21 protein-coding genes and 1 pseudogene are annotated in these 23,519 nt (G+C 34.1%); 18 read left to right on the forward strand and 4 right to left on the reverse strand.

Translation table 11 applies throughout. The features are described 5' to 3' along the window. Window positions 1-25: 25 nt before the first annotated feature. The 12 genes and pseudogenes from SPICA_RS07400 to SPICA_RS07450 all read left to right on the forward strand — a co-directional run bounded on the left by SPICA_RS07400 (window position 26) and on the right by SPICA_RS07450 (window position 13,982). A complete protein-coding gene (locus SPICA_RS07400) occupies window positions 26-1,366 on the forward strand; it encodes a UDP-glucose dehydrogenase family protein (protein WP_013968910.1) in 1,341 nt (446 codons plus the stop codon). A gap of 42 nt (window positions 1,367-1,408) precedes the next feature. Then, window positions 1,409-3,187, forward strand: a complete 1,779-nt coding sequence (locus SPICA_RS07405) for an ABC transporter ATP-binding protein (RefSeq protein WP_013968911.1) — start codon at window positions 1,409-1,411, stop codon at window positions 3,185-3,187. 26 nt (window positions 3,188-3,213) lie between these two features. Beyond that, window positions 3,214-4,839: a capsule assembly Wzi family protein gene (locus tag SPICA_RS07410; protein ID WP_013968912.1), complete on the forward strand. Its 1,626-nt coding sequence runs from the start codon at window positions 3,214-3,216 to the stop codon at window positions 4,837-4,839. Window positions 4,840-4,843: 4 nt separating this feature from the next. Next, window positions 4,844-5,884, forward strand: coding sequence for a hypothetical protein (locus tag SPICA_RS07415; RefSeq protein WP_013968913.1), 1,041 nt, complete (start codon window positions 4,844-4,846; stop codon window positions 5,882-5,884). A 6-nt stretch (window positions 5,885-5,890) separates the two neighbouring features. Then, window positions 5,891-6,871 carry a glycosyltransferase family 2 protein gene (locus tag SPICA_RS14810; protein WP_013968914.1) on the forward strand — a complete coding sequence of 327 codons (981 nt, stop codon included), beginning with the start codon at window positions 5,891-5,893 and terminating at the stop codon, window positions 6,869-6,871. A 288-nt stretch (window positions 6,872-7,159) separates the two neighbouring features. After that, window positions 7,160-8,323 carry a glycosyltransferase family 4 protein gene (locus SPICA_RS07425; protein WP_013968915.1) on the forward strand — a complete coding sequence of 388 codons (1,164 nt, stop codon included), beginning with the start codon at window positions 7,160-7,162 and terminating at the stop codon, window positions 8,321-8,323. Window positions 8,324-8,329: 6 nt separating this feature from the next. Beyond that, window positions 8,330-8,947, forward strand: coding sequence for a LicD family protein (locus SPICA_RS07430; protein WP_013968916.1), 618 nt, complete (start codon window positions 8,330-8,332; stop codon window positions 8,945-8,947). 4 nt (window positions 8,948-8,951) lie between these two features. After that, window positions 8,952-9,929, forward strand: coding sequence for a glycoside hydrolase family protein (locus SPICA_RS07435; RefSeq protein WP_013968917.1), 978 nt, complete (start codon window positions 8,952-8,954; stop codon window positions 9,927-9,929). Further along, window positions 9,926-10,852, forward strand: coding sequence for a glycosyltransferase (locus SPICA_RS07440; protein ID WP_041396177.1), 927 nt, complete (start codon window positions 9,926-9,928; stop codon window positions 10,850-10,852). Before SPICA_RS07435 ends, SPICA_RS07440 begins: the two co-directional genes overlap by 4 nt. A gap of 111 nt (window positions 10,853-10,963) precedes the next feature. After that, the gene (locus tag SPICA_RS07445; RefSeq protein ID WP_013967564.1) at window positions 10,964-12,427 is read left to right on the forward strand and encodes an IS5 family transposase; all 1,464 of its coding nucleotides are present in this window, start codon (window positions 10,964-10,966) and stop codon (window positions 12,425-12,427) included. Between the two features lie 95 nt (window positions 12,428-12,522). Continuing rightward, window positions 12,523-12,792: pseudogene (locus SPICA_RS15875) on the forward strand (glycosyltransferase); the annotation flags it as partial. Beyond that, entirely contained in the window at window positions 12,780-13,982 is a 1,203-nt protein-coding gene (locus SPICA_RS07450) for a glycosyltransferase (RefSeq protein ID WP_013968918.1), read from the forward strand. The pseudogene SPICA_RS15875 and the gene SPICA_RS07450, both read left to right, overlap by 13 nt. Here the strand turns inward: SPICA_RS07450 and SPICA_RS07455 are convergent. Beyond that, on the reverse strand, window positions 13,971-15,098 hold the full coding sequence (locus tag SPICA_RS07455; protein WP_013968919.1) for a glycosyltransferase family 4 protein: 1,128 nt from the start codon (window positions 15,096-15,098) through the stop codon (window positions 13,971-13,973). The two genes, SPICA_RS07450 and SPICA_RS07455, sit on opposite strands and share 12 nt — an antisense overlap. A gap of 31 nt (window positions 15,099-15,129) precedes the next feature. On the opposite strand from SPICA_RS07455, the gene SPICA_RS07460 reads away from it, so the two are divergent. Genes SPICA_RS07460 through SPICA_RS07480 form a run of 5 tightly spaced genes read left to right on the forward strand, consistent with a single transcriptional unit; the run spans window position 15,130 to window position 20,188 of the window. Continuing rightward, complete coding sequence (locus tag SPICA_RS07460) at window positions 15,130-16,209, forward strand: glycosyltransferase family protein (RefSeq protein WP_013968920.1); 1,080 nt, start codon at window positions 15,130-15,132, stop codon at window positions 16,207-16,209. After that, a complete protein-coding gene (locus SPICA_RS07465) occupies window positions 16,194-16,904 on the forward strand; it encodes a CDP-alcohol phosphatidyltransferase family protein (protein WP_013968921.1) in 711 nt (236 codons plus the stop codon). Before SPICA_RS07460 ends, SPICA_RS07465 begins: the two co-directional genes overlap by 16 nt. A gap of 15 nt (window positions 16,905-16,919) precedes the next feature. Further along, a complete protein-coding gene (locus tag SPICA_RS07470) occupies window positions 16,920-17,945 on the forward strand; it encodes an NAD-dependent epimerase/dehydratase family protein (protein WP_013968922.1) in 1,026 nt (341 codons plus the stop codon). Window positions 17,946-17,957: 12 nt separating this feature from the next. After that, window positions 17,958-19,400 (forward strand): undecaprenyl-phosphate galactose phosphotransferase WbaP, encoded by a 1,443-nt coding sequence (wbaP, locus tag SPICA_RS07475; RefSeq protein ID WP_013968923.1) that lies wholly within the window; start codon window positions 17,958-17,960, stop codon window positions 19,398-19,400. Further along, the gene (locus SPICA_RS07480) at window positions 19,400-20,188 is read left to right on the forward strand and encodes a DUF6675 family protein (RefSeq protein ID WP_013968924.1); all 789 of its coding nucleotides are present in this window, start codon (window positions 19,400-19,402) and stop codon (window positions 20,186-20,188) included. The genes wbaP and SPICA_RS07480 overlap by 1 nt, the downstream gene beginning before the upstream one ends. Here SPICA_RS07480 and SPICA_RS14815 read toward each other — a convergent pair. From SPICA_RS14815 to flgF, 3 genes are all read right to left on the reverse strand, one after another. Further along, entirely contained in the window at window positions 20,154-20,615 is a 462-nt protein-coding gene (locus SPICA_RS14815) for a rod-binding protein (protein ID WP_013968925.1), read from the reverse strand. The genes SPICA_RS07480 and SPICA_RS14815 overlap by 35 nt on opposite strands. 65 nt (window positions 20,616-20,680) lie before the next feature. Then, window positions 20,681-21,475, reverse strand: coding sequence for a flagellar basal-body rod protein FlgG (gene flgG / locus SPICA_RS07490; RefSeq protein ID WP_013968926.1), 795 nt, complete (start codon window positions 21,473-21,475; stop codon window positions 20,681-20,683). A gap of 9 nt (window positions 21,476-21,484) precedes the next feature. Next, window positions 21,485-22,333 (reverse strand): flagellar basal-body rod protein FlgF, encoded by an 849-nt coding sequence (gene flgF, locus SPICA_RS07495; RefSeq protein WP_013968927.1) that lies wholly within the window; start codon window positions 22,331-22,333, stop codon window positions 21,485-21,487. A 108-nt stretch (window positions 22,334-22,441) separates the two neighbouring features. Here flgF and SPICA_RS07500 point away from each other — a divergent pair, with 108 nt between their 5' ends. Beyond that, entirely contained in the window at window positions 22,442-23,365 is a 924-nt protein-coding gene (locus tag SPICA_RS07500; protein ID WP_013968928.1) for a DMT family transporter, read from the forward strand. Window positions 23,366-23,519: the final 154 nt, after the last annotated feature.

Raw genomic sequence — 23,519 nt, forward strand, 5'->3', positions numbered from 1 at the left:
ATTAACCTTTTTTGAGGAGTATAAAATGGCAAAAATTGCAGTCATTGGCACTGGCTACGTAGGTCTCGTTTCCGGGGCCTGCCTAGCAGACTTTGGTAACCATGTTACCTGTGTAGATAATAATACAGAAAAAATCGAAGCCCTTAAAAAGGGTATTATACCAATATTTGAACCTGGTCTGGATGATGTGGTAGCGCGTACTGTAAAGGCTGGCCGCCTAGTTTTTACTACCGATCTGGCTTCAGCGGTTCAACACAATGATGTTGCATTTATCGCAGTAGGGACCCCTCCAGCAGATGATGGAAGTGCAGATCTTCGTTATGTTGAACAGGTAGCCCGTGAAATAGCTCGTGCTATGAATAAATACACTGTCGTGGTTGATAAAAGTACTGTCCCTGTTGGGACAGCTCGCAAAGTTATGGGATGGATTACTGAAGAACTGGGGAAAAGGGGTGGAGACGCAGCACACCTTAGCTTTGATGTGGTGTCTAATCCAGAATTCTTGCGGGAAGGTTCTGCGGTCCAGGATTTTACCCATCCAGACCGGGTAGTAATTGGCGCAGAAAGTGAACGGGCACGGGAAATAATGAAGGATGTGTATCGAGCCCTCTACCTTAATGAAACGCCATATATCGAAACTAATCTTGAAACCGCTGAAATGATTAAATATGCGAGTAACGCCTTCTTAGCAGTAAAAATCACCTTTATTAATGAGGTAGCTAACCTCTGCGAAAAGGTTGGTGCCAATGTACAGGATGTAGCTAAAGCTATGGGACGGGATGGCCGAATTGGCGCGAAGTTTTTACACCCAGGACCTGGTTATGGTGGATCCTGCTTTCCCAAGGACACCCAGGCGATGGCCCGGATCGGACGTGATTATGGTGAACCTTTAAGTCTTGTGGAAACCACCATAATGGCCAATGAACGGCAAAAACAGCGCATGGTACATAAAATAGAAATGGGCCTTGGTGGTCCAGGTTCGTTAAAAGGAAAAACTATTGCTATTTTGGGTCTTGCCTTTAAACCGAATACTGATGATATGCGAGAATCACCGGCCATTACCATCTGTGAAGGACTGGTACAACGGGGTGCTCAACTCCGGGCCTTTGATCCTGCGGCCATTAAGGAAGCTCAATGGCGGCTTGAGTCCATTAAAAACAGTATAGTGTATACCAATGATGAATATGAAGCTTTACAAGGATCTGATGCGCTCGTTATCCTAACCGAATGGAATCAGTTCCGTAATCTTGATTTAGACCGGGTTCGGAGCCTGCTTCGTGCGCCCTATTTTTTTGATCTTCGAAATGTCTATAAACGTAAAGAAGTTGAAGAAAAAGGATTTATGTATGTTGCCGTTGGGAAATAATAAACCACTCAACAATGAGTAACCTAAAAAAAGAGGCGTCTTTTGAGAAAAAGCATTCCTTTACATCATATTAACAACATCTTCAATTTATTAAATAAAAAAGATAGAAGAAAACTCATTATTGTAATGTTTGGTTCGATAGTAATGGGCATATTAGAAATAGTTGGGGTAAGTTCTATTATGCCCTTTATTTCTGTTGCATCAAATCCTGACATTATTCATACTAATCAGTACCTTCGTTGTATCTATACATATTTGCATTTTACTTCTGAAAAACATTTTCTTATAGCTCTCGGTTTGTTAATGTTCTTTTTTATGGTTATAAGAAATGCATTTAGTGCAATCCTCATGTATATTCAGGTTCGTTTTAGCCAGGGTTGTAGACATAATCTATCTTTAGATTTATTTCGCTATTATCTTGGCCAAAAATATGTTTTTTTTCTTGGTAAAAATAGTTATGAATTTTCCAAGAATATAAATTCTGAAATTGAACAAATTATAAATGGCACTATAATGCAAATGGTTAATCTATTAACCTATAGCATTCAAATGGTATTAATTGGGATATTTTTATTCATAATTAATCCTGTAAGTACACTTTTAATATTTATTTTCATTACTTTTGTCTATTCATTAATTTTTTTAAGCTCAAAACGAAAAGTAAATCAACTCGGAAAAGCCAGGTTTTATCTGAATACTGAACGCAATAGAATAGTAAACGAAGCATTTTGGGGTATAAAACAAGTTAAAATTTCCGGAAATGAGATAATATTCCTCAATGAATTTAAACCAATTTCAAAGAGACTCTCTTTAAATGTCGCATCAGAAGAAGTAATTGGAGTCCTACCAAAATATGTTTTAGAAATTGTTGGGGTATCTGCAATTATTTTTTATATCATGTATGTTATTCTTCAATCAGAAAGGGGATTCTCTGAGGCTATTACTTCAATAAGTGTCTATGCATATGCTGGTTATCGACTGATGCCAACTATGCAACAATTCTTCCGTTCTTTAACGAAGATAAAATACAGTTCTCATGGTACTGAATCAATTATTAAAGAGTTCGCTATTAAAGTACACGCGCAGCCATTGCCATTACCTCAATCTGATACATTGCCTTTCACAAAGAAGATTACCCTTTCTCATATTATATTTACTTACCCTAATAAAAAACAACCTGCCATTAAAGATATTTCTTTAGAAATTAAAGCAAACTCGCTGGTTGGTTTTTGTGGACAAACAGGATCAGGAAAAACAACAATAGTAGATATTATTTTAGGTCTTCTCATACCCGACTCAGGGACACTAGCTATAGATGACGTTATTATTACTGATCATAATAGAAATTTATGGCAAAAAAATATTGGTTATGTTCCGCAGAATATTTTTTTATCCAATTCATCTATAAAATCTAACATAGCCTTTGGGATCCCGGAGAACCAGATAGATATTGAAGCTGTCCAAAGAGCTGCAAAAATGGCTCAGATAGATCAATTTATAGAACAAGAACTTGAAGATAAATACGAAACAAAAATTGGTGAGCAAGGCATCTGCCTCTCTGGTGGACAACGACAAAGGATCGGCATTGCACGGGCTTTATACAACAATCCATCAGTACTTGTAATGGATGAAGCGACCAGTGCGTTAGATAATAAAACTGAAACCGATGTTATGAATGCGATTGATAACTTAGCAGGTAAAAAAACTATTATTTTAATTGCCCATCGTATTTCAACACTGAAGAATTGCGATGTTATTTTTGAATTATCTCATGGTAAATTAAATAGATTTGGAACGTACCATGAATTATTTGATAAATAATAATACTATACTTAGTAGGAGTTTTTATGAATATTAAAAAGGCAAAAATTATTTTTTTATTATTATGTTTTATTTCTTTACAATCTATACTATTTGCTCAAGAAGTATTAAAAAGCATACAAGAAGAATATTATGATACTCTTGCGTTAAACGGTGTAATACAAAGGCCAACGTTAAATTACCGAACCCTTTCCGATTCTGTGTGGGATACAAGCAATGTGAGTAGCGATATTTGGTATAATAATAATCTCGGCAAAAAGCAACAAATCAATGATTATATAAGCTATCGTATATATGGACCTTCCCTTTATTCTTCCTATAACAGCGCTGTTCCTTTTGGTCAGAATGATAGTTTACTCTGGCAAGGGAAGGGTTTAAATACAAGCCTTTCTGGAGGAATACGAATAGAGGGGTATGGTTTTGAAATCACCTTTAAGCCAGAAGTCGTATATAGCCAGAATTTACCCTTTGATACCTTACCTTCAAATACAGACAGTGAGTATGGTTATTTTTGGGGATATGGACCTAATGTAGGTATCGATAATCCACAACGATTCGGTGATTCTGCTTTCTTTGATTGGGGCTTTGGTGATAGTGAAATTAGATACACCCTTCATAATTGGACAGTTGGATTTGGCACTCAGAATATCTGGTTAGGACCAGCCTATCTTAATCCAATTTTACATTCTAATAATGCAGCCCCCTACCCCAAAGTAGACTTAGGACTACGGAAATCACCATTTAATATACCAGTATGGAACTATTATCTTGGAGACATCGAAGCTAGAATATGGACGGGATATCTTACTGAATCCGATTATTTTGATAACGATTCCAGTAACGACCATAACATGCTTCACGGTCTTTCTCTTGCGTTTTCTCCCTCATTTATTCCTGGTTTAACTTTAAGTGCAAACCGCACCTGCTTAGTTAAGTGGAAGTTGGAAAACCTACGATATATACTACCAGCAAAGGCAAATACCTATGTAGGTGTTGCCGATGCAGGTGAAGATCAGAAAGCCTCGTTAGCCTTTAGCTGGCTTTTTACTGAAGTCGGCTTAGAGCTATATGGAGAAATTGCGAAGGATGACTATTCAGGTGCAGGTTTTATTGTATATCCATTCCATTCGATTGGATATACGGTAGGTTTACAAAAACTGCTTGATTTTTTCCCCTCTGAAAAGATTTATGGGAAATTAAATATTGAAATTAATAGTCTTGAGATGTCCCAGGATTTCCAGTTCCAATGGCCCTACTCATTTTATTTTCATCATCAAGTAACACAGGGCTATACGAATAGAGGTCAAATCTTAAGCAATGGGTATTCACCGGGGGGTAACAGCCAATATGTTAGTTATAGTATTTTTTATCCTAAAGGGATGACTAAAGTATATATACACCGTTTTAATCCAGATAATAATTATATATATAAAGATACAATTGGAACTGAAAATAAAGAAGATGCATCAATTAAATTTAATTCATGGAAAACATATTTTATTTATGGTTTTAATTCTAGTATTTATATTGACAAAAACACTTTACTGAATATTGGTTTTGATATTGTAAATATTAATAATCTTTTATATTATTTTGATAATACTGATATTTCAAATTTTCATATTTATTTTGGAATTAATTATTATTTATAACATTATGATTAAGATATACAAAGATACCATTGTCTATATTGTTTGTCCTGCCTCTACTGCAACAGGTGGGCCAGAATTATTACACCAACTAGCATACCATTTAATAAAACGTGGTATAAATACTTTCATGTATTATTACCCATGCTATACTAATAATCCTATTCATCCTGATTACTTACAATATGCTGTACCTTTTACAAATCAAATCATTGACAATGGAAATAATTTATTAATATTTCCAGAATCGTATAAATACATTGCTGTTCCATTGTTATATAAACATATAAGAAAAGCAATGTGGTTTTTAAGTATTGACAATTATTATATTTCAAGATTAAAAAAATTGGATCTTATTACTAGAATAAAAAATAAAATAAATTCTATTACTAAAAACGAATTATTTGATATTACATTATTAAGAAAAAGACATTTAAAAAAAATAAATATTCAGAATGATATAATAATTAAATATTCAGAATTTGTTTTAACGAATTCATTTAGAGGGTTAGATTATTTAACTTCTGTTTTACATAGAGATGTATTTTATCTATCTGAATATATTAACGATTCTTTTTTTAAAATAAGTGTTGATATAAGAAAAAAGGAAAATATAGTTGTTTATAATCCTAAGAAAGGATTAAAATTTACTAATTATTTAATTAAGAGGGCCAATGGTATTCAATTTATACCAATAATTAATATGAAAAGAGATGATGTTATTGAATTATTAAAAAGGGCTAAGGTTTATATTGATTTTGGCAATCATCCAGGTAAAGACAGACTACCAAGAGAAGCAGCTATCATGTATTGTTGTGTAATAACAGGTACTCGCGGCTCTGCCGGAAATTATAAAGATGTGCCTATACCAAGTTCATTTAAATTTAATGATAAAAAAGAAAATATAAATCAAATTATCAATACAATAAAACATTGTTTTGATAATTATAATAATATTATTAATAAATATGAATATTATAGAAATTTTGTTCGAAATGAAGAATATGAATTTATTCGATCCATTAATTTGATATTTAGAAAAGAGTAATAAATAATGAATAAAAAACCATTAATTTCAATTATAATTCCTACATACAATCAAGAATATTTAATATCTGATGCTATCGAAAGTGTTTTAATGCAAGATTATGATAATTTTGAAATAATAATTGCTGATGATTGTTCTACAGATAATACAAAAAAAATTGTCAATTCATTTACTGATCCACGCATCAAATATTATAAATATTCATCAAACTTAGGAAGAGTGAAAAATTATCATAATGCTTTATATAACTTAACTAATGGTGAATGGGTTTTAAATTTAGATGGTGATGATTTTCTCACTGATAATACATATCTAAGTTCTGCAGTTAATGCATTAAATTCTTTTAACGATGATAATATAGTATTGATAAGTAGTAACAGACATATTTGCAAACATAATTCTAAACATACAGATTATTTGTCATCAAATGCTATTAATACAAAACCATATTTATATTCTGGTAATGAATATATTTTATTATTACCAAAACCACCGTTTAGAATATATCATGTCACATCCTTATATAAAAAGGATTATGCTTTACAAATTGGCTTTTATAATCAAGACATTATTAGTACTGATTTAGACTCATTATATCGTTTAATAGTAAACAAATATATTATTAGAATAGAATGCAAAACAGCTGCTTGGCGAAGCCATGCAAATAATATTTCTACAAATAAGAATATTATTGACACTATTAATAATTACAACCTTATAGTTAATATTTACAACTATATAAAAGTTAATATAAAGAAAAATTATAATTTCAATAGATGGCTTAATAAAAATATTAAAAAAAAATATTATAATGATATTTTAAGCTATTTAGAAAAGTTTGACCTAAAATCAATTATCATAGTTGATCGATATATTCATAAACATTTTCCAATTGCAAGATTATTAACTTTATTAAATATAAAACTTTATTTTAAAATATTTTTTAGTATTATTATTACTTCGCTAAAACGTGTCACTAGGTTATAATAATTTATAGGACTCTCGACATATTTACATTTCATTATATCATAAAATTATTAAATTAAGCTTTTTAATAAAATGTATAATCTATATCATTATTACAATTAAAGATCGGTCATGTCTTTTGTGTAAAAATAATCTTTCAGCTTTTTCAAGCCAGCGCCAGTATTTTTGATAAAGCAAAAGTATTCAGCTCGATAGGTTATTTAAATCTTTTATATATTTAGTTGTTGATAGATTAGGATACTTATCTATATAAAATTTCCAAAGGCTAAAACAGTATAGGTATTTTAAATGAATAAATTAAACATTGTTGGACTTTACCTCTATAAAGAGATACGAACTGGTGGACACAGACGATATATTGAACTAATGGAAGGTCTTGCTTCAAAAGGAAATAATGTAACGATAATTGTAAATAAAGATTTCACTTTTCCTTTTAAATATGTACGTTTTATACCCATAGAGGTACAATATAAACAAGGGCAACGCTTTCCTGTTTCTCTTATTTTTAAAAAAGTTTTGCAACGTAATAAAAAAGCAATCTTACAACAATGCGTTGATACAGATTGGATACTTATTTTTAGTGAAACTAATATTTTTGCGTCACATTATCTTAAAAAAATTTTGAATGCAAATATTCTTTATGGACATCGAAGCAATACTGTTCAAGAAGCTCTGCAATATATAAAAGAACATAATGGCAAACCTTTAAAACAAGTTAAATTTGTTTTAAATTTTATAAAATACTCTTTTTATGAACATATAATTAGCAGTATTACAAATGCAATTGTATTTCAAAGTATATATGATAAAGAAGATTTTCTTTCAAGAAATAAATCAGCTCGAAATAAGTCTTTTGTTATTGGTGGACATATAGGTTTACCTAGATATACACAGGAATATCAAAATATCAATACCAGTACACATGTAGAAAAGTTGCTCTTTCTTGGCACTACTGGCCCACGAAAAGGTTTAAAATATTTACTAGAAGCATTAGTTATTTTATATAATAAAGGATTGCATAATCTATCTTTAAATGTAATTGGCCCTGGTGATTTAGAGCCTCATACTTCATATTTAAAAGAAAACAATCTTTTAAATATTGTGAAATTTTATGGTCGAATAGATAATCCTTTTCCATATTTGAAAGAAAATGACTTAATGGTAATACCCTCTCTTTTTGATAGTTATCCTAATACCGTTTTAGAATCTTTACATACTGGTATTCCTGTTATAGCTAGTTCTGTTGGCGGAATACCAGAAATGTTACAATATCCTGAACTTTTATTTCCACCAGCAGATTCGTATGCCATTGCAGATACAATATATAAAATCGTTACTGATAATGAATATTATCGTTATATTCGCCGGCTTTGTGCTCAACGATTACCATTTTTCCATTTTGATTGGGAATTAAAATGGGAAGAAGTGATGAAATCTTATATAAAGGTGTAATTTTTTATGGCAAGATGTAAACCTATTCAAAATCCTCGACAATTATTAGAAAACATGGTTATAATACGAGATATTTTAGTATCTAATAATATAAGATGTTTTCTACATTTCGGAACATTATTAGGCGCTATTCGCGAAAAGAATTTTATACCCCATGACGATGATGCTGATTTGGGAGTGTTTATTAATGATTTTGATAAAGTAATAGATCTTTTGCCTGTTTTTCTATCACATGGATTTGAATTTAATAGTCAACGATTTGGTCGATTATTACAATTTATTAGAAATGATGAACAAGTAGATATCTTTTTTGTTACTCAAACATGGGGACTATTTGGAAAAAAATGGGCTATTGATGAAAGAACAACTGTTCCTTATAAATTTCTTAGTGATTTTGAAATAACTAATTTTTTAGGTTATGATTTTTTAATACCTAAACAACCTGAAAGATTAATGAGAAATCTTTATGGAAGAACTTGGCAAATTCCTCTAAAAAATATACCATCTAGAACTAATCTTTCTTGGAGAATTAAAAAGCTACTATTACATCCAGATAAGATTATTTTTTATATATTTCGTTTCATAAATACCCAAAAAAGAAAATTATTTAAGAATGGTGGATAGATTTATGAAATTTCATAAATATATTTCTTATTTTTTTAAATTTTATATTTTAACAAAAATTAATCTTTTATTTTCATTTTTAAGCTCACTAAATATTCCTCATGATATAGATCTTTTAGAATACAATAAACAAATTAAACTTTTAATTCCAACCCCTGAAGGATCTAAACAAGCAGTACATCCTGATATTATATATGATAGCGAAGCAAAGATACCTTTCATATTAGCCTTTACACCATATCCATTTTCTATTGATAAATATGAAAACCCTTGTTTAGTTATATCTTATGATGGATTACATTTCTTTGAAGAACAAAAAGGTATAAATCCTATTGTCCCCCCCCCTTTTTATGATCATAATGATGATCCAGATTTATATTATAAAAATGGTAAATGGTATATTCTTTATTTAGAAACTTTAAGACCTAATGCTCAAAATTTGGTATTATTAGAAAGCTTTGACAGAATAACATGGACATCACGTATTATATATTCAGCCAATCTTAAAAACCCAAATGATTTTTTTATGCTTTCTCCTTCATTTATAGCTCAAAACGATACGATTAATAAAATATTTTTTGTAAATCGTTCAGTATCACCTTATCGTATTGAATATGTTATGCAAACCTCTGGTGAAAATTTTGATTTTTATAAACGTTATCCTGTTAGTATAGATCTTAATGGTCTTGTCCCATGGCATATTGATATTATTTATGGAAATAACTCATATTACATGTTATTATGCACTGTAAAGAATAATAGAAATAATAAAGAGTATTCCCTTTATATAGCAAAAAGTAATGATCTAATATCTTGGACGTTATCACCTAAAATGGTCCTACATAATTCATATAGAGCTTCCGGTTTTATAAAAAATAACGATATTTTTATTTATTATTCTCGACAACAAGGTCTTTTTAGACCATGGCATATTGGTATATGTCGTTTTAAGCTATCGGAATTTTTTAAGGAAAATTTATGAATATAGCAATTATTGTCAATTCCTTCCCATCTTTATCAGAAAAGTTTTTATTAAATCAATTTGCAGGTTTAATTAACGAAAATATTAATATCGATATTTATGCTTCTGTTAAATCTAATGACACTCAAGTTCATGATTTATATTATAAATATAATTTTGATAAATATACTTATCAAGTAAATATCCCTAGATCTTTAAAAGAAAGGCTTAACAAATTACCAAAGATTTTATTGAAAAATATGTTTTATTCTTTAAAAAACACTTTACGTGCCTTTAATTTTATTAAATATCAACGCGCTGCAAAAAATCTAAAAACATTATATTTTCTTGATGCTTTTCAAGGTAAAAAATACGATATTATTCATTGCCAATTTGGTCAAAATGGATTTATTGGTGCATTTCTTAAAGATTGTGGATTTACAAATCGACTTATTGTTACGTTCCATGGATCAGACATAACTGTTTTTCCTAAAAAAGATGGTAAAAATGTTTATAATTATATGTTCTCTCGAGTTGATGCTGTTACTGCTGGTACTAATTTTACAGCAAAATATATTAGTGAACATGGTTGTCCTAAAGAAAAAATATATATAATTCCAGCAGGTGTTTTAATTAATAAACATCATAGTATTAATTTTAAATTAAAAGATGCAAATATTATTCTATCCGTAGGTCGACTTGAAGAAGTTAAAGGGTTTGAGTATGCTATTAATGCAATTGAGAATATTGTAAACGATTTTCCAAATATCAACTATTTTATTGTTGGTAATGGGTCAAGAAAAGAATTATTAAAAAATCTTATTAAAAAACAATATTTAGATAAAAATGTATTTCTTCTTGGTGAAAAAAATGATACAGAAATAGAAGAACTATATAAATCTGCTTCTATTTTTATAGCCCCCAGTATACTTAGGGCTTCCTGAAAAACAAACAACTCTTTACAAAAGAAGCAAATACAGAGATAATCTCAATAAGAAGTGCACGGAAGAAAGGGGTAAGGCCTTAAAAAGCGTGCACTTTACTATGGGGTAACGATGTATAAGGAAAAGGAACAGGTACCTGAGTTTGAAGACTTTTATGTACCCTTCGGAGGACATTTACGAGAAGATAATCGATGGGTACGATTAGCCGCAATTATTCCATGGGAAGAGATAGAAGCTGAATATAAAAAATGTTTTTCAAAACGAATTGGAAGAACAGCCAAGACCGTACGGCTCGCCTTGGGATCATTATTGATAAAAGAGAAATTACAATTAACAGATGAAGAAACGGTAGAAACAATACGAGAGAACCATTACCTGCAATATTTTTTAGGATATGAATCTTACAAAGATGAAAAACCCTTTGATCCAAGCATGATGGTTCATTTTCGAAAACGGCTTGGACCTGATGCAATAGCACAGATAAATGAGTTGATAGCGAAACGGTATCAAGAACAGGTAGAAGCAGAATCTGAAAAAAAACAGAACAAAGAAAACCAAAAGGATGACCATGATCATGGAAATCGAGGGCAACTCATTATAGATGCCACGTGCGTCCCCCAGGATATCCGGCATCCCCATGATGTCACTTTATTGGATGAAGCGCGAAGGAAAACAGAAAAGATAATTGATACGTTATATGAAGCGAGTGAGCTCACCATAAAACCACGAACCTATAGAAAACAGGCCCGTATCAAATATCTCAATTTTATACGAGGGCGACGAAGAACAAAAAAAGAAATACGCAGAGCGATTCGGACCCAACTCCAATACATACGACGTAATTTACGGACTATCAATGAATTACAAAACAAGGTTCCCAGTACAACGTTGAGTGCAAAACAGCGACGTGATCTTATCGTGATACATGAGGTTTACCGGCAACAGGTACAGATGTATAAGGGAAAGACCCATTCGATATCGGGAAAAATCGTCAGTATCAGTCAACCCCATGTACGACCAATAGCCCGAGGTAAAGCAAAAGCGGCCTTTGAATTCGGAGCAAAACTATCAGCATCGATGACCGAACACGGGATGATTTTTATAGATCGATTACAATGGGAACCCTATAACGAACAAGAAGATTTGCCAACACAAATAGAAAAATATAAGAGGCGATGTGGTCGATATCCGGAATCGGTGCATGCCGATAAAATATATCGGACACGAGCAAACCGAGCCTATTGTGAAGCTCGAGGAATACGATTGTCTGGACCACCCTTAGGCAGACCGATTAAAGAAACATTAGAGAATAAAAAGATAGTACGACAGCTACGAAAGATTCAAAGACTTGACGAAGCCATTCGACAAGCGATTGAAGGTGGCTTTGGATATATGAAACGAAAGTTTGGTCTTGGTACAATCTATGAAAAATTACGCGAAACTAGTGAAACAGCAATTATGGTATGTGTATTGCTGACCAACTGTGAAAAAATCCTGAGGGATCTTTTTATGCGCTTTTTATTTTTACTTGGTTTTAAACCTCATAAATCATATTTGAAAGTTTTAGTATACTAAATTAAACCCATTTTAACGTAAAAAAGTTTTGAAATATCATTTTTAGACATTTTCAGTAGGCCCTACGTGCAACAAATGGAAGTGAAGAAGGACAGGGATTAGTAATTCAAGAAGCTCAATTATATGGAATTCCTGTTATTGCAACCACAACAGGTGGTATTCCAGAAGGAATTATTGACTCAGTTACCGGCTTTTTGGTTCCAGAAAAGAACTCAAACGCTATTGCAGAAAAAGTAAGATTACTTTTAACTAACAAAGAACAAAGAGAGATTATGGGAAAAAATGGTTATAAATTTGTATCAGAAAAATACGATGTTAATATTTTATCAAAAAAAATAGTAGGTATTTATAAATGTCTTCTATAACAGTATTTGATATCATAACTACTGCACAAGGCGGGAAACGATTACTTGAACATCGTGTTCAAGTAATTAATCAGGATCCTTCATTTATTAATTACATTATATGTCCAAAAAATGATATATTTACAGCAGATTTTTATTCAAAAAATATACCTTATATTCAATTTTCTATGACGAGGGGGTTAAACCCCATTTTCACTATTAAAGAAATCATAACTTTTTATAGATTATTAAAAAAATATAAACCTATAATTGTTCATGCTCATACTTCTAAAGCTGGCGCTGTTTCTCGTATAGCCTGTCGAATTTATAATATGCTTAATAAAAGTAAAATATATGTTTGTTATCAAGTTCATTCTTTTTATTTTAATACCATATATGGTTTAAAAAGCTATCTTTTTTTATTTATTGAGCGTTACTTATCAAAATATACTGATTCTTTATTATTTCAAAATAACACTGAATTACAACAAGCTAAAAAATTTAAAATGGACAAGCATGCATTGCTCATTAATATTGGTAATGGCATTAATTTAAATAATTTTCCTATTCCTAATTCACCAAAAAGTTTACCGACATGGAAAACTGACCATGATAAACCTGTATTAATAATATGTATAGCAAGAATAGAACCCAAAAAAAATCACAAAATGATTGTTGACACAGTATATTATTTAAAAAATATTCTTACCAAACAATATGGTGAAGTTATTACAAAACATGCTTTCAAAGTTATTTGTGTTGGTGAAATTGGTGAAACCGATGCAATTAACTATCGTGATAGTTTAGGGCTCCAACATTATATTAATTTTGTAGGTTTAAAAAACCATCAAGAAATTATACATTTTTTACAGGAATGTCACATTTCTATATTAACAAGCACAGCAGAAGGAAAACCTAGAGCACTTATTGAATCTATGTGTATGGGGCTTCCCTGTGTTGCAACTAACGTTGTAGGAACTGATGAAGTAATTGTGCATAATGAAACTGGTTATCTTATTCCATTACATGATTATCAAGCTTTTGCTGAAGCAATAAAATTACTAATGGAAAATTCAGAGCTTTATATTAAATTTTCCAAAGCTTCTATTCATCGCGCCATTAAAGAATTTGATGAAGCTATTGTCATCGACAAGTTAAAAACCATTTACCGCGACAGACCTACTAAAAGCAATCCAAATTTAAACTTCTAAAATCCTTTTATACAAACTCAACAATTCTCTTGCCGCTTTATCCCATGAAAAGATTCCACTTCGAACTCTTTCTAATCCTTTAGAAATTAATAAATTTCTAAACTTTTCATCATCAACAATTTTACCCATTGCTTCTGCAAAACCTTTTACATCATTTGGATCTTTCACTAATAATGCACAATCATCAACAACTTCTGGAATTGCAAAGACTGATGAGGTAACAACAGGACATCCAGAAGCCATAGCTTCTATATTTGGTATCCCAAAACCTTCAGCCAAACTTGGAAAGATAAAGAGATCTGCCCCTGACATGAGCTCAGCAGAATCTTGTTCAGAAATGAACCCTGGGGTTATAAGTCTATCTTCTATTTGTAAAACCATAGCTTCTTTTTTTACAGTATCATTATCCCACCCTTTCCCTGCACATACCAGCTTATGTGGGCGCCCATTGTTTTGTTCAATAAAACGTTTAAAGGCCTTTAGCAAAACCCATGGATTTTTTCGTTCAGAAAAACGGCTAATATGATAAATATAGGGTGATTTTATTCCATATTTTTCTAGAATAACACACTTATTAGTGTTCTTTGGATTGTACACATCACTAATACCATTATATGCAACAACAATTTTTTCGCTTGGAACTTTAAAATTATCAACTAAGTACTTTTTAGTTGTATTTGATACTGTAAAAATACTATCCATTTTTCTTGCAAAGCGAGGTACTAAATATCGTTCATGAAACATTTCTACTGGGCCAAAAAATTGCGGTATTAATAACTGTTCTACACCATGTATCGTTGCAACCTTTTTATTAGGTACACCGTATATTGGTGCATATATCGTAAGTGGCGTATAATGAACCAGATCAAAGGCTTCTTTTTTTAAAATTAATGAGCTTAATAGTGGATTTCTTGGTACAATAAGTTCTCGCACTTTTTTATATATAGGATTTGAACTAGGTTTATAATGTATAAATGTTATATGAAATAGTTTTTCTTTAGTATTTATATCAACTATTCTTTGCATTATCTGATCAAGGTGATGCCCAGATCCGCTATTCCAATTATCCAGTTGTTTGGTAAAAACTGCTATTTTAGGTATAGACGTCATCTTCATAATTACTATATTATACTCTTAAAGCATAATTATGAGCAATATAACAGTACTTACACTCGTAGATCGTATCGCAACATTTTATTCATTAAAGCCCTTTATTTTTTTTGGCGGTTCTAAGCGATTTACTTTTACTTCAGATCCTGTATTTTGTTTAAAAAAAGATAAAAACAATATACTCATTATGGTCCGTCAATTCATCAAACCAGACATCGTAGATCTTGAATTGATGAAAAATCTTAGAAAAAAATATGAAGTTATCGCTTTTTTTCATGATGATGCAGGTGGTGGAATACCAAGATTAGAAGTTTTACCCTACGTTAATTTATTTTATCAAAAAGCATTATTTAAAGATATCAATCTTTATAAAAAAAGACTATATGGTAAAGAATTATACTCTGATTATTACCACACAAAATATGCTGTACAAGATAAAGAACATAAAGAAAGAGCTATCGTTGAAGATGATGCCCAGTTAAATAAATTACGGCTTTCCTGGAATATTGGAATTGGCGATTATCCAAGAGAACAATTCAGACAAAGGTTTGGAACAGCCTTAGCGAAGGTATTTGGACCATCAATATCAAAACATATCTATTCCCGAAAAAAGATTAACTATAATCCTGTCGATTATAATAAAGGAATCTTTCAGGTTCATGCAAGATTAGGATTAACCGGACGACCTTCTATTGCCTACCAACGCTATTTAATCCTAAATAAGATTAAAAATGATCCTCGTTTTCTTATTGGAGAAGTATCACAAAAACAATATAATTACGAAACCAAGCATTCAAAAATGATATTATCCCCCTTTGGATGGGGAGAGTTATGTCTTCGAGATTTCGAAGCTGTTAGAGCCGGTTCAGTATTATTAAAGCCAGATATGGGACATCTATTAACTTGGCCTGATATCTTTATACCCTTTGAAACCTATGTCCCCTTCTCTTGGGATGTCGATGATCTACTCGATAAAGTAGATGCCTATTTAGGAAATGACCAAGCAAGGAAACAGATTGCATATAATGCATGGGATGTCTATAGAGATCAAATGAATCAACTAGAAAACCGATTTGAATCTATTATTGGAGAGATTTGTTCATGCACTACTCAATAAAAGATATCATTGCATCACTTCCAGAAGAAAAAAAATATTCCGATTCATATTGGACTCGTTTTGTATTACGACCAGTCTCGTTTCCTATCAGCTGGTTTTTTCTTAAACTTAATTGCACACCTAATGGAGTATCTTGGATTGGAGTGTTTATTGCCGTATTAGGCGGCTTATTATTCGGTATCAATTATTTTATTCCAATTCAAATAAACATATTATACTGGTTAGGTTTACTGTGCTTTTTCATTTTTTCTATATTTGATTGTGTTGATGGGAATATGGCACGAACCATTAATTTACCTAACCCATGGGGCTCTTGGGTAGATGCAGTTGGCGGATATATTGCATATACAGTTGCTCTATTATCGCTTGGACTTGCAACAGGGGCTATGCATAGAGAATTAAGTGGCTTATATATCTTCCTTGGAGGTTTTTCAGCTGCTACCAATATGCTTATGCGGGCAACCGTTCAATCACACAGAGCTAATAAGGCAAAACTTTTTGGTATAGAACAATCAGCATCACCGGAATCTGAAAAAAGGCTCTCTGAACATTTAGGTATTACGGGAATAATGTTTCCTTTATTTGGTATTGGTGTTTTATATCATGTATTATCTTTTGTATTATTTTTTTACACTATAGTATATGGTATTGGATCAATATGGATTCTTTTTAAGTTATGTAGAAAACTACATTAAATAGGGAAGAATGGCATGTCTACTTATCTCATTACTGGTGCAGCAGGTTTTATTGGTTTTCATCTTTCTAAACGATTGATAGAACAGGGTCATACTGTTATAGGGCTCGATAATATTAATGATTATTATGACATTACATTAAAATATGCAAGAATAGCACAATTAGGAATTAAAAAAGATGAAGCAGAAAAATACAACCAACTCGTTAAAAGTACAAAATATCATACTTTTTCGTTTATCCGATTAAATCTCGAAGATTATAATAATCTTATAGATATTTTTAACCAATATAACTTCGATTGTGTAATTAACTTAGCGGCGCAGGCCGGGGTTCGGTATAGTATCGATCATCCCTTTTCCTATGTTCAAAGCAACCTTGTAGGATTTTTATCAATTCTCGAAGCTTGTAGGCATTTTAAGATTCCCCATCTAATTTATGCTTCAAGTTCATCTGTTTATGGAATGAATTCAAAATATCCCTTCAGTGAAGATGATCCAGTTGACCATCCTGTAAGCCTCTATGCAGCTACGAAACGGGCAAATGAACTTATGGCCCATACCTATTCGCATCTCTATGGTTTTCGTACTACTGGACTTCGTTTTTTTACAGTTTATGGACCATGGGGCAGACCAGACATGGCCTATTTTAAATTTGCCAGGTCAATAATGGAAGAAAAGCCGATAGAGGTTTACAATAATGGTGATATGTACCGAGATTTCACCTATATTGATGACATTATTGATGGAATTGTCTGCGTATCAAATAAAAACAAAGAAAATAATGAACTTTTTAAAATTTACAATATTGGTAATAACAATCCTGAAAAGCTTTCAAAATTAATTACAGTTTTAGAAGAATCTCTTGGGAAAAAGGCTCAAAAAATCTATTTGCCTATGCAACCTGGTGATGTATACCGAACCGCAGCAGATATTACCGCTTTGAGTCGAGATTGCAACTGGCAACCGCATACTTCTCTTAAAACAGGCATTAAAAGCTTTGCAAAATGGTTTTTATCATTCTATAATTACGTAAATTTATGAGGTATGTGAACGATGAAGCTCGCAGATTTTGATATTTGGTACCGTTCTCGTTATAAACGTACTACATCGGGATATGCAACGTTTTTCTTTATTATTTCAGATCTTTTCGCACTTTTTCTCTCTTTTGGAACAGGTTTTTTTATTGTCAATCTTTATGATTTACATGCAATTAATTTTAAATCTTTTGTAACCTATTGGCCCTATTTACCAACTTTTATATTAATTTTTTATGCTAACCAGCTCTACCCTGGTGTAACCCTCGCACCTGCAGAAGAATTACGTCGTTTCTTTATCGGTTCAATAATTGGCCATGGTGCAATTCTGTTAACCATGTATTTAGAGCATCAAACGATCAATTATATCATGATCGCTTTTATTATCAGCTGGTTTTTCTCTTACTGGTACTTGCTTATCTGTCGGTCTTTTACTAGATGGCTTGTTAGTAAAACATCATTCTGGGGTATTCCTGCAGTTATATATGGTTGTGGTGCCTCTGGAAAATTAGTAGCAGACCGACTGCTTGAAGTTCCATCAATTGGTTATGTCCCAGTATTATTTCTTGATGACGATCCTTCAGTAGGTGAAACATATAAAAATATTCCCATTATACATGATACTAGCATAGGGCCAGAACTGGTAGAAAGATACAACATAAAAATGGCTATTGTTGCGATGCCCCGAGTTGATCGTCATCGTTTAGCTGATATTCTTAATGAATCGGTTTCTGCTTTTAGATATAATGTATTAATTCCTGACTTCTTTGGTCTTACCAACATGTGGATGTCGGTACGAGACTTTGATGGCATACTCGGTCTTGCAACCAGTCAGCGACTTCTTATGCCTTGGAACCGACTGCGAAAACGAGTATTAGACCTTCTGTTAGTGCTTGTTGGTGGTATTTTACTTCTGCCATTATTTCTATTTATAGCACTTTTAATAAAAGTTTCATCACCAGGGCCAGTTCTGTACGGTCATACCCGTATCGGTCGAAATGGAAAACCCTTTAAAGCTTATAAATTCCGTTCAATGGTAAAGGATGCTGATAAAAAACTTAAGGACCTTCTTGAAAGAGATCCTGAAGCTAGAAAAGAATGGGAAACGAGCTTTAAACTCAAAAATGATCCACGGATTACTCCAATAGGCAAGTTTTTACGGAAGACTAGCCTAGATGAATTTCCACAGCTTATCAATGTGCTTAAAAATGAAATGAGCCTTATTGGGCCTCGGCCTATTGTTGAGGCTGAAATTGAAAAATATGGAAAACATTTCAAACGAGTTTTTGCAGTTAAACCGGGATTAACAGGTCTCTGGCAGGTTTCAGGACGATCGGATACAGATTATGATGAACGGGTTGCTTTTGATACCTATTATATCCAGAGTTGGTCAATTTGGCTTGATTTATGGATCCTTTATAAAACTGTTGGTGTTGTTTTTAGAGGAAAGGGTGCGTATTAATGAATATAAAAAAAAGTAATATCGCAATTTTATTTTTTATTACCTTTGCTCCTTTTTTATTTTCACAGAATAGATCTCTTGCTGATCTATATCCTGAAAAAAGTAAAGATTCTTTAAATATTCTCTTTTCCGAACATGGCTTTATTCAGACACTGGAAAAATCAACACAAAAGCCAATGTTTGAGCCACTATTAGATACTCCATTATATTTTAATAATATTATTCAACAAAGGAAACCAAGTTTTGTTATAGAATCGGCTCGTATAATTTCATTAAAAAATACGGTCTCTTTACAAAACATTTTTATTTCGCTAAGTAGAGTGCGTGATTTAGCTGGTAGAACTTATAAATCGAGTAGTCGTGGAAAAGAGGTTCCTCTCTTTGAAACCGCTACAAGAATAGAAAGTCCTAGAAAACCAACCCCCTTAGAAGATCCTCGCAATACAATTCATGATGTAATACCCTCAAAACAGGTGTTTTATATTTTGTTAAAAGATATCAATTTTGGAAACTCTTATTATAAAATTGAAATGCAAACCTATGATAAGGGTCTTATGTTTATTTTAACGAATGCAAAAACACTTTCCTATGGTATCATTCCAGTTATTGGTGAAGATCGATTTATTTCTGTTTTATACATAGAACCACTAAAGGAAGGCTTATTACTTTATAACCAAGCTGGAGCCCAAGTAAATTCTATCATCTCCTCCCAGGTGCACATGCCTTCGGCAATTCGTAAACGGCTCGATGTCTTTATTGATTGGTTGGTGGATGGTCTAGGCCAATAACCTTCCCGCGCTGGCCGGTCAGTTCCAGATAGGCCAGATCGGCTAAACCGAACCCGCTGTTTTTCGTAAGGTTGGTTGCGTATTGATCGTAGAGCATATCCTCATACATTTTGCCCGCAAAACCTTCATCCATCAATTCTGATTTCATGACGGTTTTGCGCATGCCCTCAAGAAGATTTTTAACTAAAAAGCCTTCCAAAGCCTGGCATTGTTCATAGAGCTTACTGGTTTTATCAATTTCAGCTTTTCCTGCATGTCTTATTTTTTCTGATGGGTTTTTCTCCGGCTTTGTTGCAGTATCCCCATTGGCATTTTTTGCCTTTTCCAGCAGGCTCGCGAAGGCATTCGATTCGACAGGAACCGTGCTATTCGATTCGCTTATGAGACTTTGCTGAACTAAAAGACTTCCTATCGCTCCTACATTCATCGTATTTCTCCCTGCCTGCTCTATTAAATTATGGTTCTACACTTATTAATTTTACCGTTTTAATCCTACCGCTTTAAACCTGTAGCAATCCCAAGCATATTGTCGCTGGTCTGGATGGTCTTTGAGTTAAACTCATAAGCCCGCTGAGCGACAATCAGGTTTACCATTTCCCGCACCACTGAAACATTGGACATTTCAAGGAACTTGTGTACGATTTTTCCCATGCCATCGAATCCTGGACGGCCAGCAATGGGATTTCCAGAAGCGTTGGTCACCTTGAAGAGGTTTTCGCCAACGGCGGTAAGTCCCACCGGGTTGGGAAAACGGTACAGCTCCATCTGTCCCACCTGGATGGGGTCATCCTGGCCGGGAACCTTCACGGTGATACGACCATCCTGGGAGACGCTTAGGGTTTCCGGTATAAAGCCTTCGGGCAGCACCACATCGGGCAAAACATGGTATCCATTAGAGGTTACCAGGCGGCCATCACTGTCTATTTTAAATGCACCGTCCCGGGTATAGGCATAACTGCCGTCATACATTTGAATGCGGAAAAAACCGTCGCCCTGAATTGCAAAATCTGAAACGTTTTCTGTATTCTGCAGGGCTCCCTGGGTGAACATCCGTTGGGTTGCGGATACCTTGACACCATGGCCCATCTGAACACCGACGGGGGTTACCGTCTCTTCCGTAGCAGGGGTGCCAGCAGTTTTTATCGTCTGGTATAAGAGATCCTCAAAATCGGCCCGCATTTTCTTAAAACCAGAGGTGTTCACGTTAGCCAGATTGTTGGAAATGGTATCAATATTTGCCTGCTGACCAATCATACCGGACGCACCGGTCCATAGACTTCTAACCATTTATTCCCCCTACACTCGCACCACTTCGTTTATCAATTTCCCGAGCATGGCGTCTTCTGCCTGGACAACCTTCTGGTTTGCCTCATAGGCCCGGTTTACTTCGATCATCTGTACCATTTCGGTAACTGGATTTACATTGCTGGCTTCTACAAATCCCTGTTCTACCTTAGGCCGCTGTCCTGCTTCTATAATGCGAGCAGGTCCTGAAAAATCTGTTTCCCTGTACAGGCTGGATCCCTGTTTTTGCAAATACCGGTCATTTTCAAAATTGACAATTTTAAGCGTGTCCAGCAGCACCGTATTCTGCCAGGTATTGGTTTCTTTTGAAGCAAACACTTCCGGATCATCAGGATAATCCGCATTTACCCAGATCCGGCCATCCTTATCTACCTTAAAATTGTTAGCCTTAACCCGTATGGGGCCATTTTCGCCCAGAACTGGATAACCTTCCTTTGTTTCCAGATACCCCTCTTTCCCCAGCTGGAAGGACCCGTTTCTCGTATACCGTTCCCCATAGGGGGTAGCTACGCTGAAAAAGCCCTTCCCGTCCAAGGCAAGGTCAAAGTCATTCTCGGTTTCCTTCATGGCCCCCTGCTCAAAGCTGGTAAAGAGTTCATTTAATTCCACACCGGTACCTATTTTACCAATAATGGGGGCTACGTCCGCAGAACCAAAGGGATGTTGATACACGCCGTCATCGTTAAGACGCCGCATCAGCAGTTCCGGGAATGCCTTATGAACCGCAATGTCCTTTTTATAGCCATCCACATCCACATTGGCCAGATTATTCGATACCGCATCGAGCCTGTATTGCTGTGCGGTCATGCCGCTGGCGCCGGTATACCAACCTCTAATCACGTCCGTTGCCTCCGTTTCTAGTATCGGCAAAGGTGCAGGGATCCTTAAGATTGGAAAGCCTATTTATGCTTGCAAAAAAAAGAGCAACCCTATAGTATGGCGGCTAGTATGGCAGCATCATTGAAAAACCAGCATATTCCGGGACGACAAGAACAGGGGAAGGGAATCACGGCCATCTTTTTCTGTGCCCTCCTCTGGAGTACCAGTGGCTTGCTCATCAAACTGATTCCCTGGCATCCCTTAGTCATATCCGGAAGTCGAAGTTTTATCGCATTTCTTTTTATCCTTGTAGTTCGCTTTATTCAAAAACCAACACATTTTGGAAAAAGACGAAAGTTATATACCGTTCTTGGAGCCCTGTCTTACGGCGCAACAATGATCCTCTTTGTACTGGCCAATAAGCTCACCAGTTCTGCCAATGTGATATTACTCCAGTATATAGCCCCGGTGTGGGCTGCCCTGCTGGGATGGCTGTTCATAAAAGAAAAGCCACGGAAAGAACACTGGCTTGCCCTGGGGGCTGTTGCGGTGGGCCTGATGATATTTTTTAAAGACAGCATTGTATCCGGACAGGGAACCCCTGTGATTCAAGGTGATATCAAGCCCCTTCTAGGAAATATCATAGCGGTAATCTCTGGAATTACCTTTGCCCTCTACTCGGTTTTTATGAGGCTCGAAAAGGATGGGAGACCTGAAGATACCATCCTGATTGCCCATCTGGGGACAGCCATCTTCTGTTTACCCTTTTTTATACTGCATCCGCCGACCCTGAGTGCGATTACCCTTGGTTCGGTCTTTGGGCTCGGGGTGTTTCAGATAGGGCTGGCATCCCTCCTTTTTGCCTATGGAATTCGCCGGGTAACAGCGGTCCAGTCCATGCTGACCGCTGTGATAGAACCGGTTATGAATCCTGTTTGGGTATTCCTAGCAACTGGCGAACATCCAGGACCGGCGACCCTAGCGGGCGGAACGGTTATTCTTACCGCCGTCGTCCTTTCATCAATATGGAGTAATCGGAAAGCTAAAACATAAGGGGACCTCTTTTTAAAACTTCAGTTTTTAGAGACGCCCATACTATTGTGACTTTTATGCTGTTTATATTGATACAAAGGGCGTTCTCGGGTCTTCTTACGAGTACGGCGGGGCTTGCATTCTGCCGCTTTTTTTGTCAATATTTATATGACTG

Source organism: Gracilinema caldarium DSM 7334, from assembly GCF_000219725.1.
Taxonomy (GTDB): Bacteria; Spirochaetota; Spirochaetia; order Treponematales; family Breznakiellaceae; genus Gracilinema; species Gracilinema caldarium.

What these genes read in the sequence shown, in the direction of transcription:
- SPICA_RS07440 (WP_041396177.1), top strand. Translation starts at nt 9,926, where the DNA reads ATGAATATAGCAATTATTGTCAATTCCTTCCCATCTTTATCAGAAAAG.
- flgG (WP_013968926.1), bottom strand. Translation starts at nt 21,475, where the DNA reads ATGGTTAGAAGTCTATGGACCGGTGCGTCCGGTATGATTGGTCAGCAG.
- SPICA_RS07445 (WP_013967564.1), top strand. Translation starts at nt 10,964, where the DNA reads ATGTATAAGGAAAAGGAACAGGTACCTGAGTTTGAAGACTTTTATGTA.
- SPICA_RS07415 (WP_013968913.1), top strand. Translation starts at nt 4,844, where the DNA reads ATGATTAAGATATACAAAGATACCATTGTCTATATTGTTTGTCCTGCC.
- SPICA_RS07435 (WP_013968917.1), top strand. Translation starts at nt 8,952, where the DNA reads ATGAAATTTCATAAATATATTTCTTATTTTTTTAAATTTTATATTTTA.
- SPICA_RS07455 (WP_013968919.1), bottom strand. Translation starts at nt 15,098, where the DNA reads ATGAAGATGACGTCTATACCTAAAATAGCAGTTTTTACCAAACAACTG.
- SPICA_RS14810 (WP_013968914.1), top strand. Translation starts at nt 5,891, where the DNA reads ATGAATAAAAAACCATTAATTTCAATTATAATTCCTACATACAATCAA.
- SPICA_RS07465 (WP_013968921.1), top strand. Translation starts at nt 16,194, where the DNA reads ATGCACTACTCAATAAAAGATATCATTGCATCACTTCCAGAAGAAAAA.
- SPICA_RS07425 (WP_013968915.1), top strand. Translation starts at nt 7,160, where the DNA reads ATGAATAAATTAAACATTGTTGGACTTTACCTCTATAAAGAGATACGA.
- SPICA_RS07470 (WP_013968922.1), top strand. Translation starts at nt 16,920, where the DNA reads ATGTCTACTTATCTCATTACTGGTGCAGCAGGTTTTATTGGTTTTCAT.
- SPICA_RS14815 (WP_013968925.1), bottom strand. Translation starts at nt 20,615, where the DNA reads ATGAATGTAGGAGCGATAGGAAGTCTTTTAGTTCAGCAAAGTCTCATA.
- wbaP (WP_013968923.1), top strand. Translation starts at nt 17,958, where the DNA reads ATGAAGCTCGCAGATTTTGATATTTGGTACCGTTCTCGTTATAAACGT.
- SPICA_RS07400 (WP_013968910.1), top strand. Translation starts at nt 26, where the DNA reads ATGGCAAAAATTGCAGTCATTGGCACTGGCTACGTAGGTCTCGTTTCC.
- SPICA_RS07480 (WP_013968924.1), top strand. Translation starts at nt 19,400, where the DNA reads ATGAATATAAAAAAAAGTAATATCGCAATTTTATTTTTTATTACCTTT.
- SPICA_RS07430 (WP_013968916.1), top strand. Translation starts at nt 8,330, where the DNA reads ATGGCAAGATGTAAACCTATTCAAAATCCTCGACAATTATTAGAAAAC.
- SPICA_RS07450 (WP_013968918.1), top strand. Translation starts at nt 12,780, where the DNA reads ATGTCTTCTATAACAGTATTTGATATCATAACTACTGCACAAGGCGGG.
- SPICA_RS07410 (WP_013968912.1), top strand. Translation starts at nt 3,214, where the DNA reads ATGAATATTAAAAAGGCAAAAATTATTTTTTTATTATTATGTTTTATT.
- SPICA_RS07460 (WP_013968920.1), top strand. Translation starts at nt 15,130, where the DNA reads ATGAGCAATATAACAGTACTTACACTCGTAGATCGTATCGCAACATTT.
- SPICA_RS07500 (WP_013968928.1), top strand. Translation starts at nt 22,442, where the DNA reads ATGGCAGCATCATTGAAAAACCAGCATATTCCGGGACGACAAGAACAG.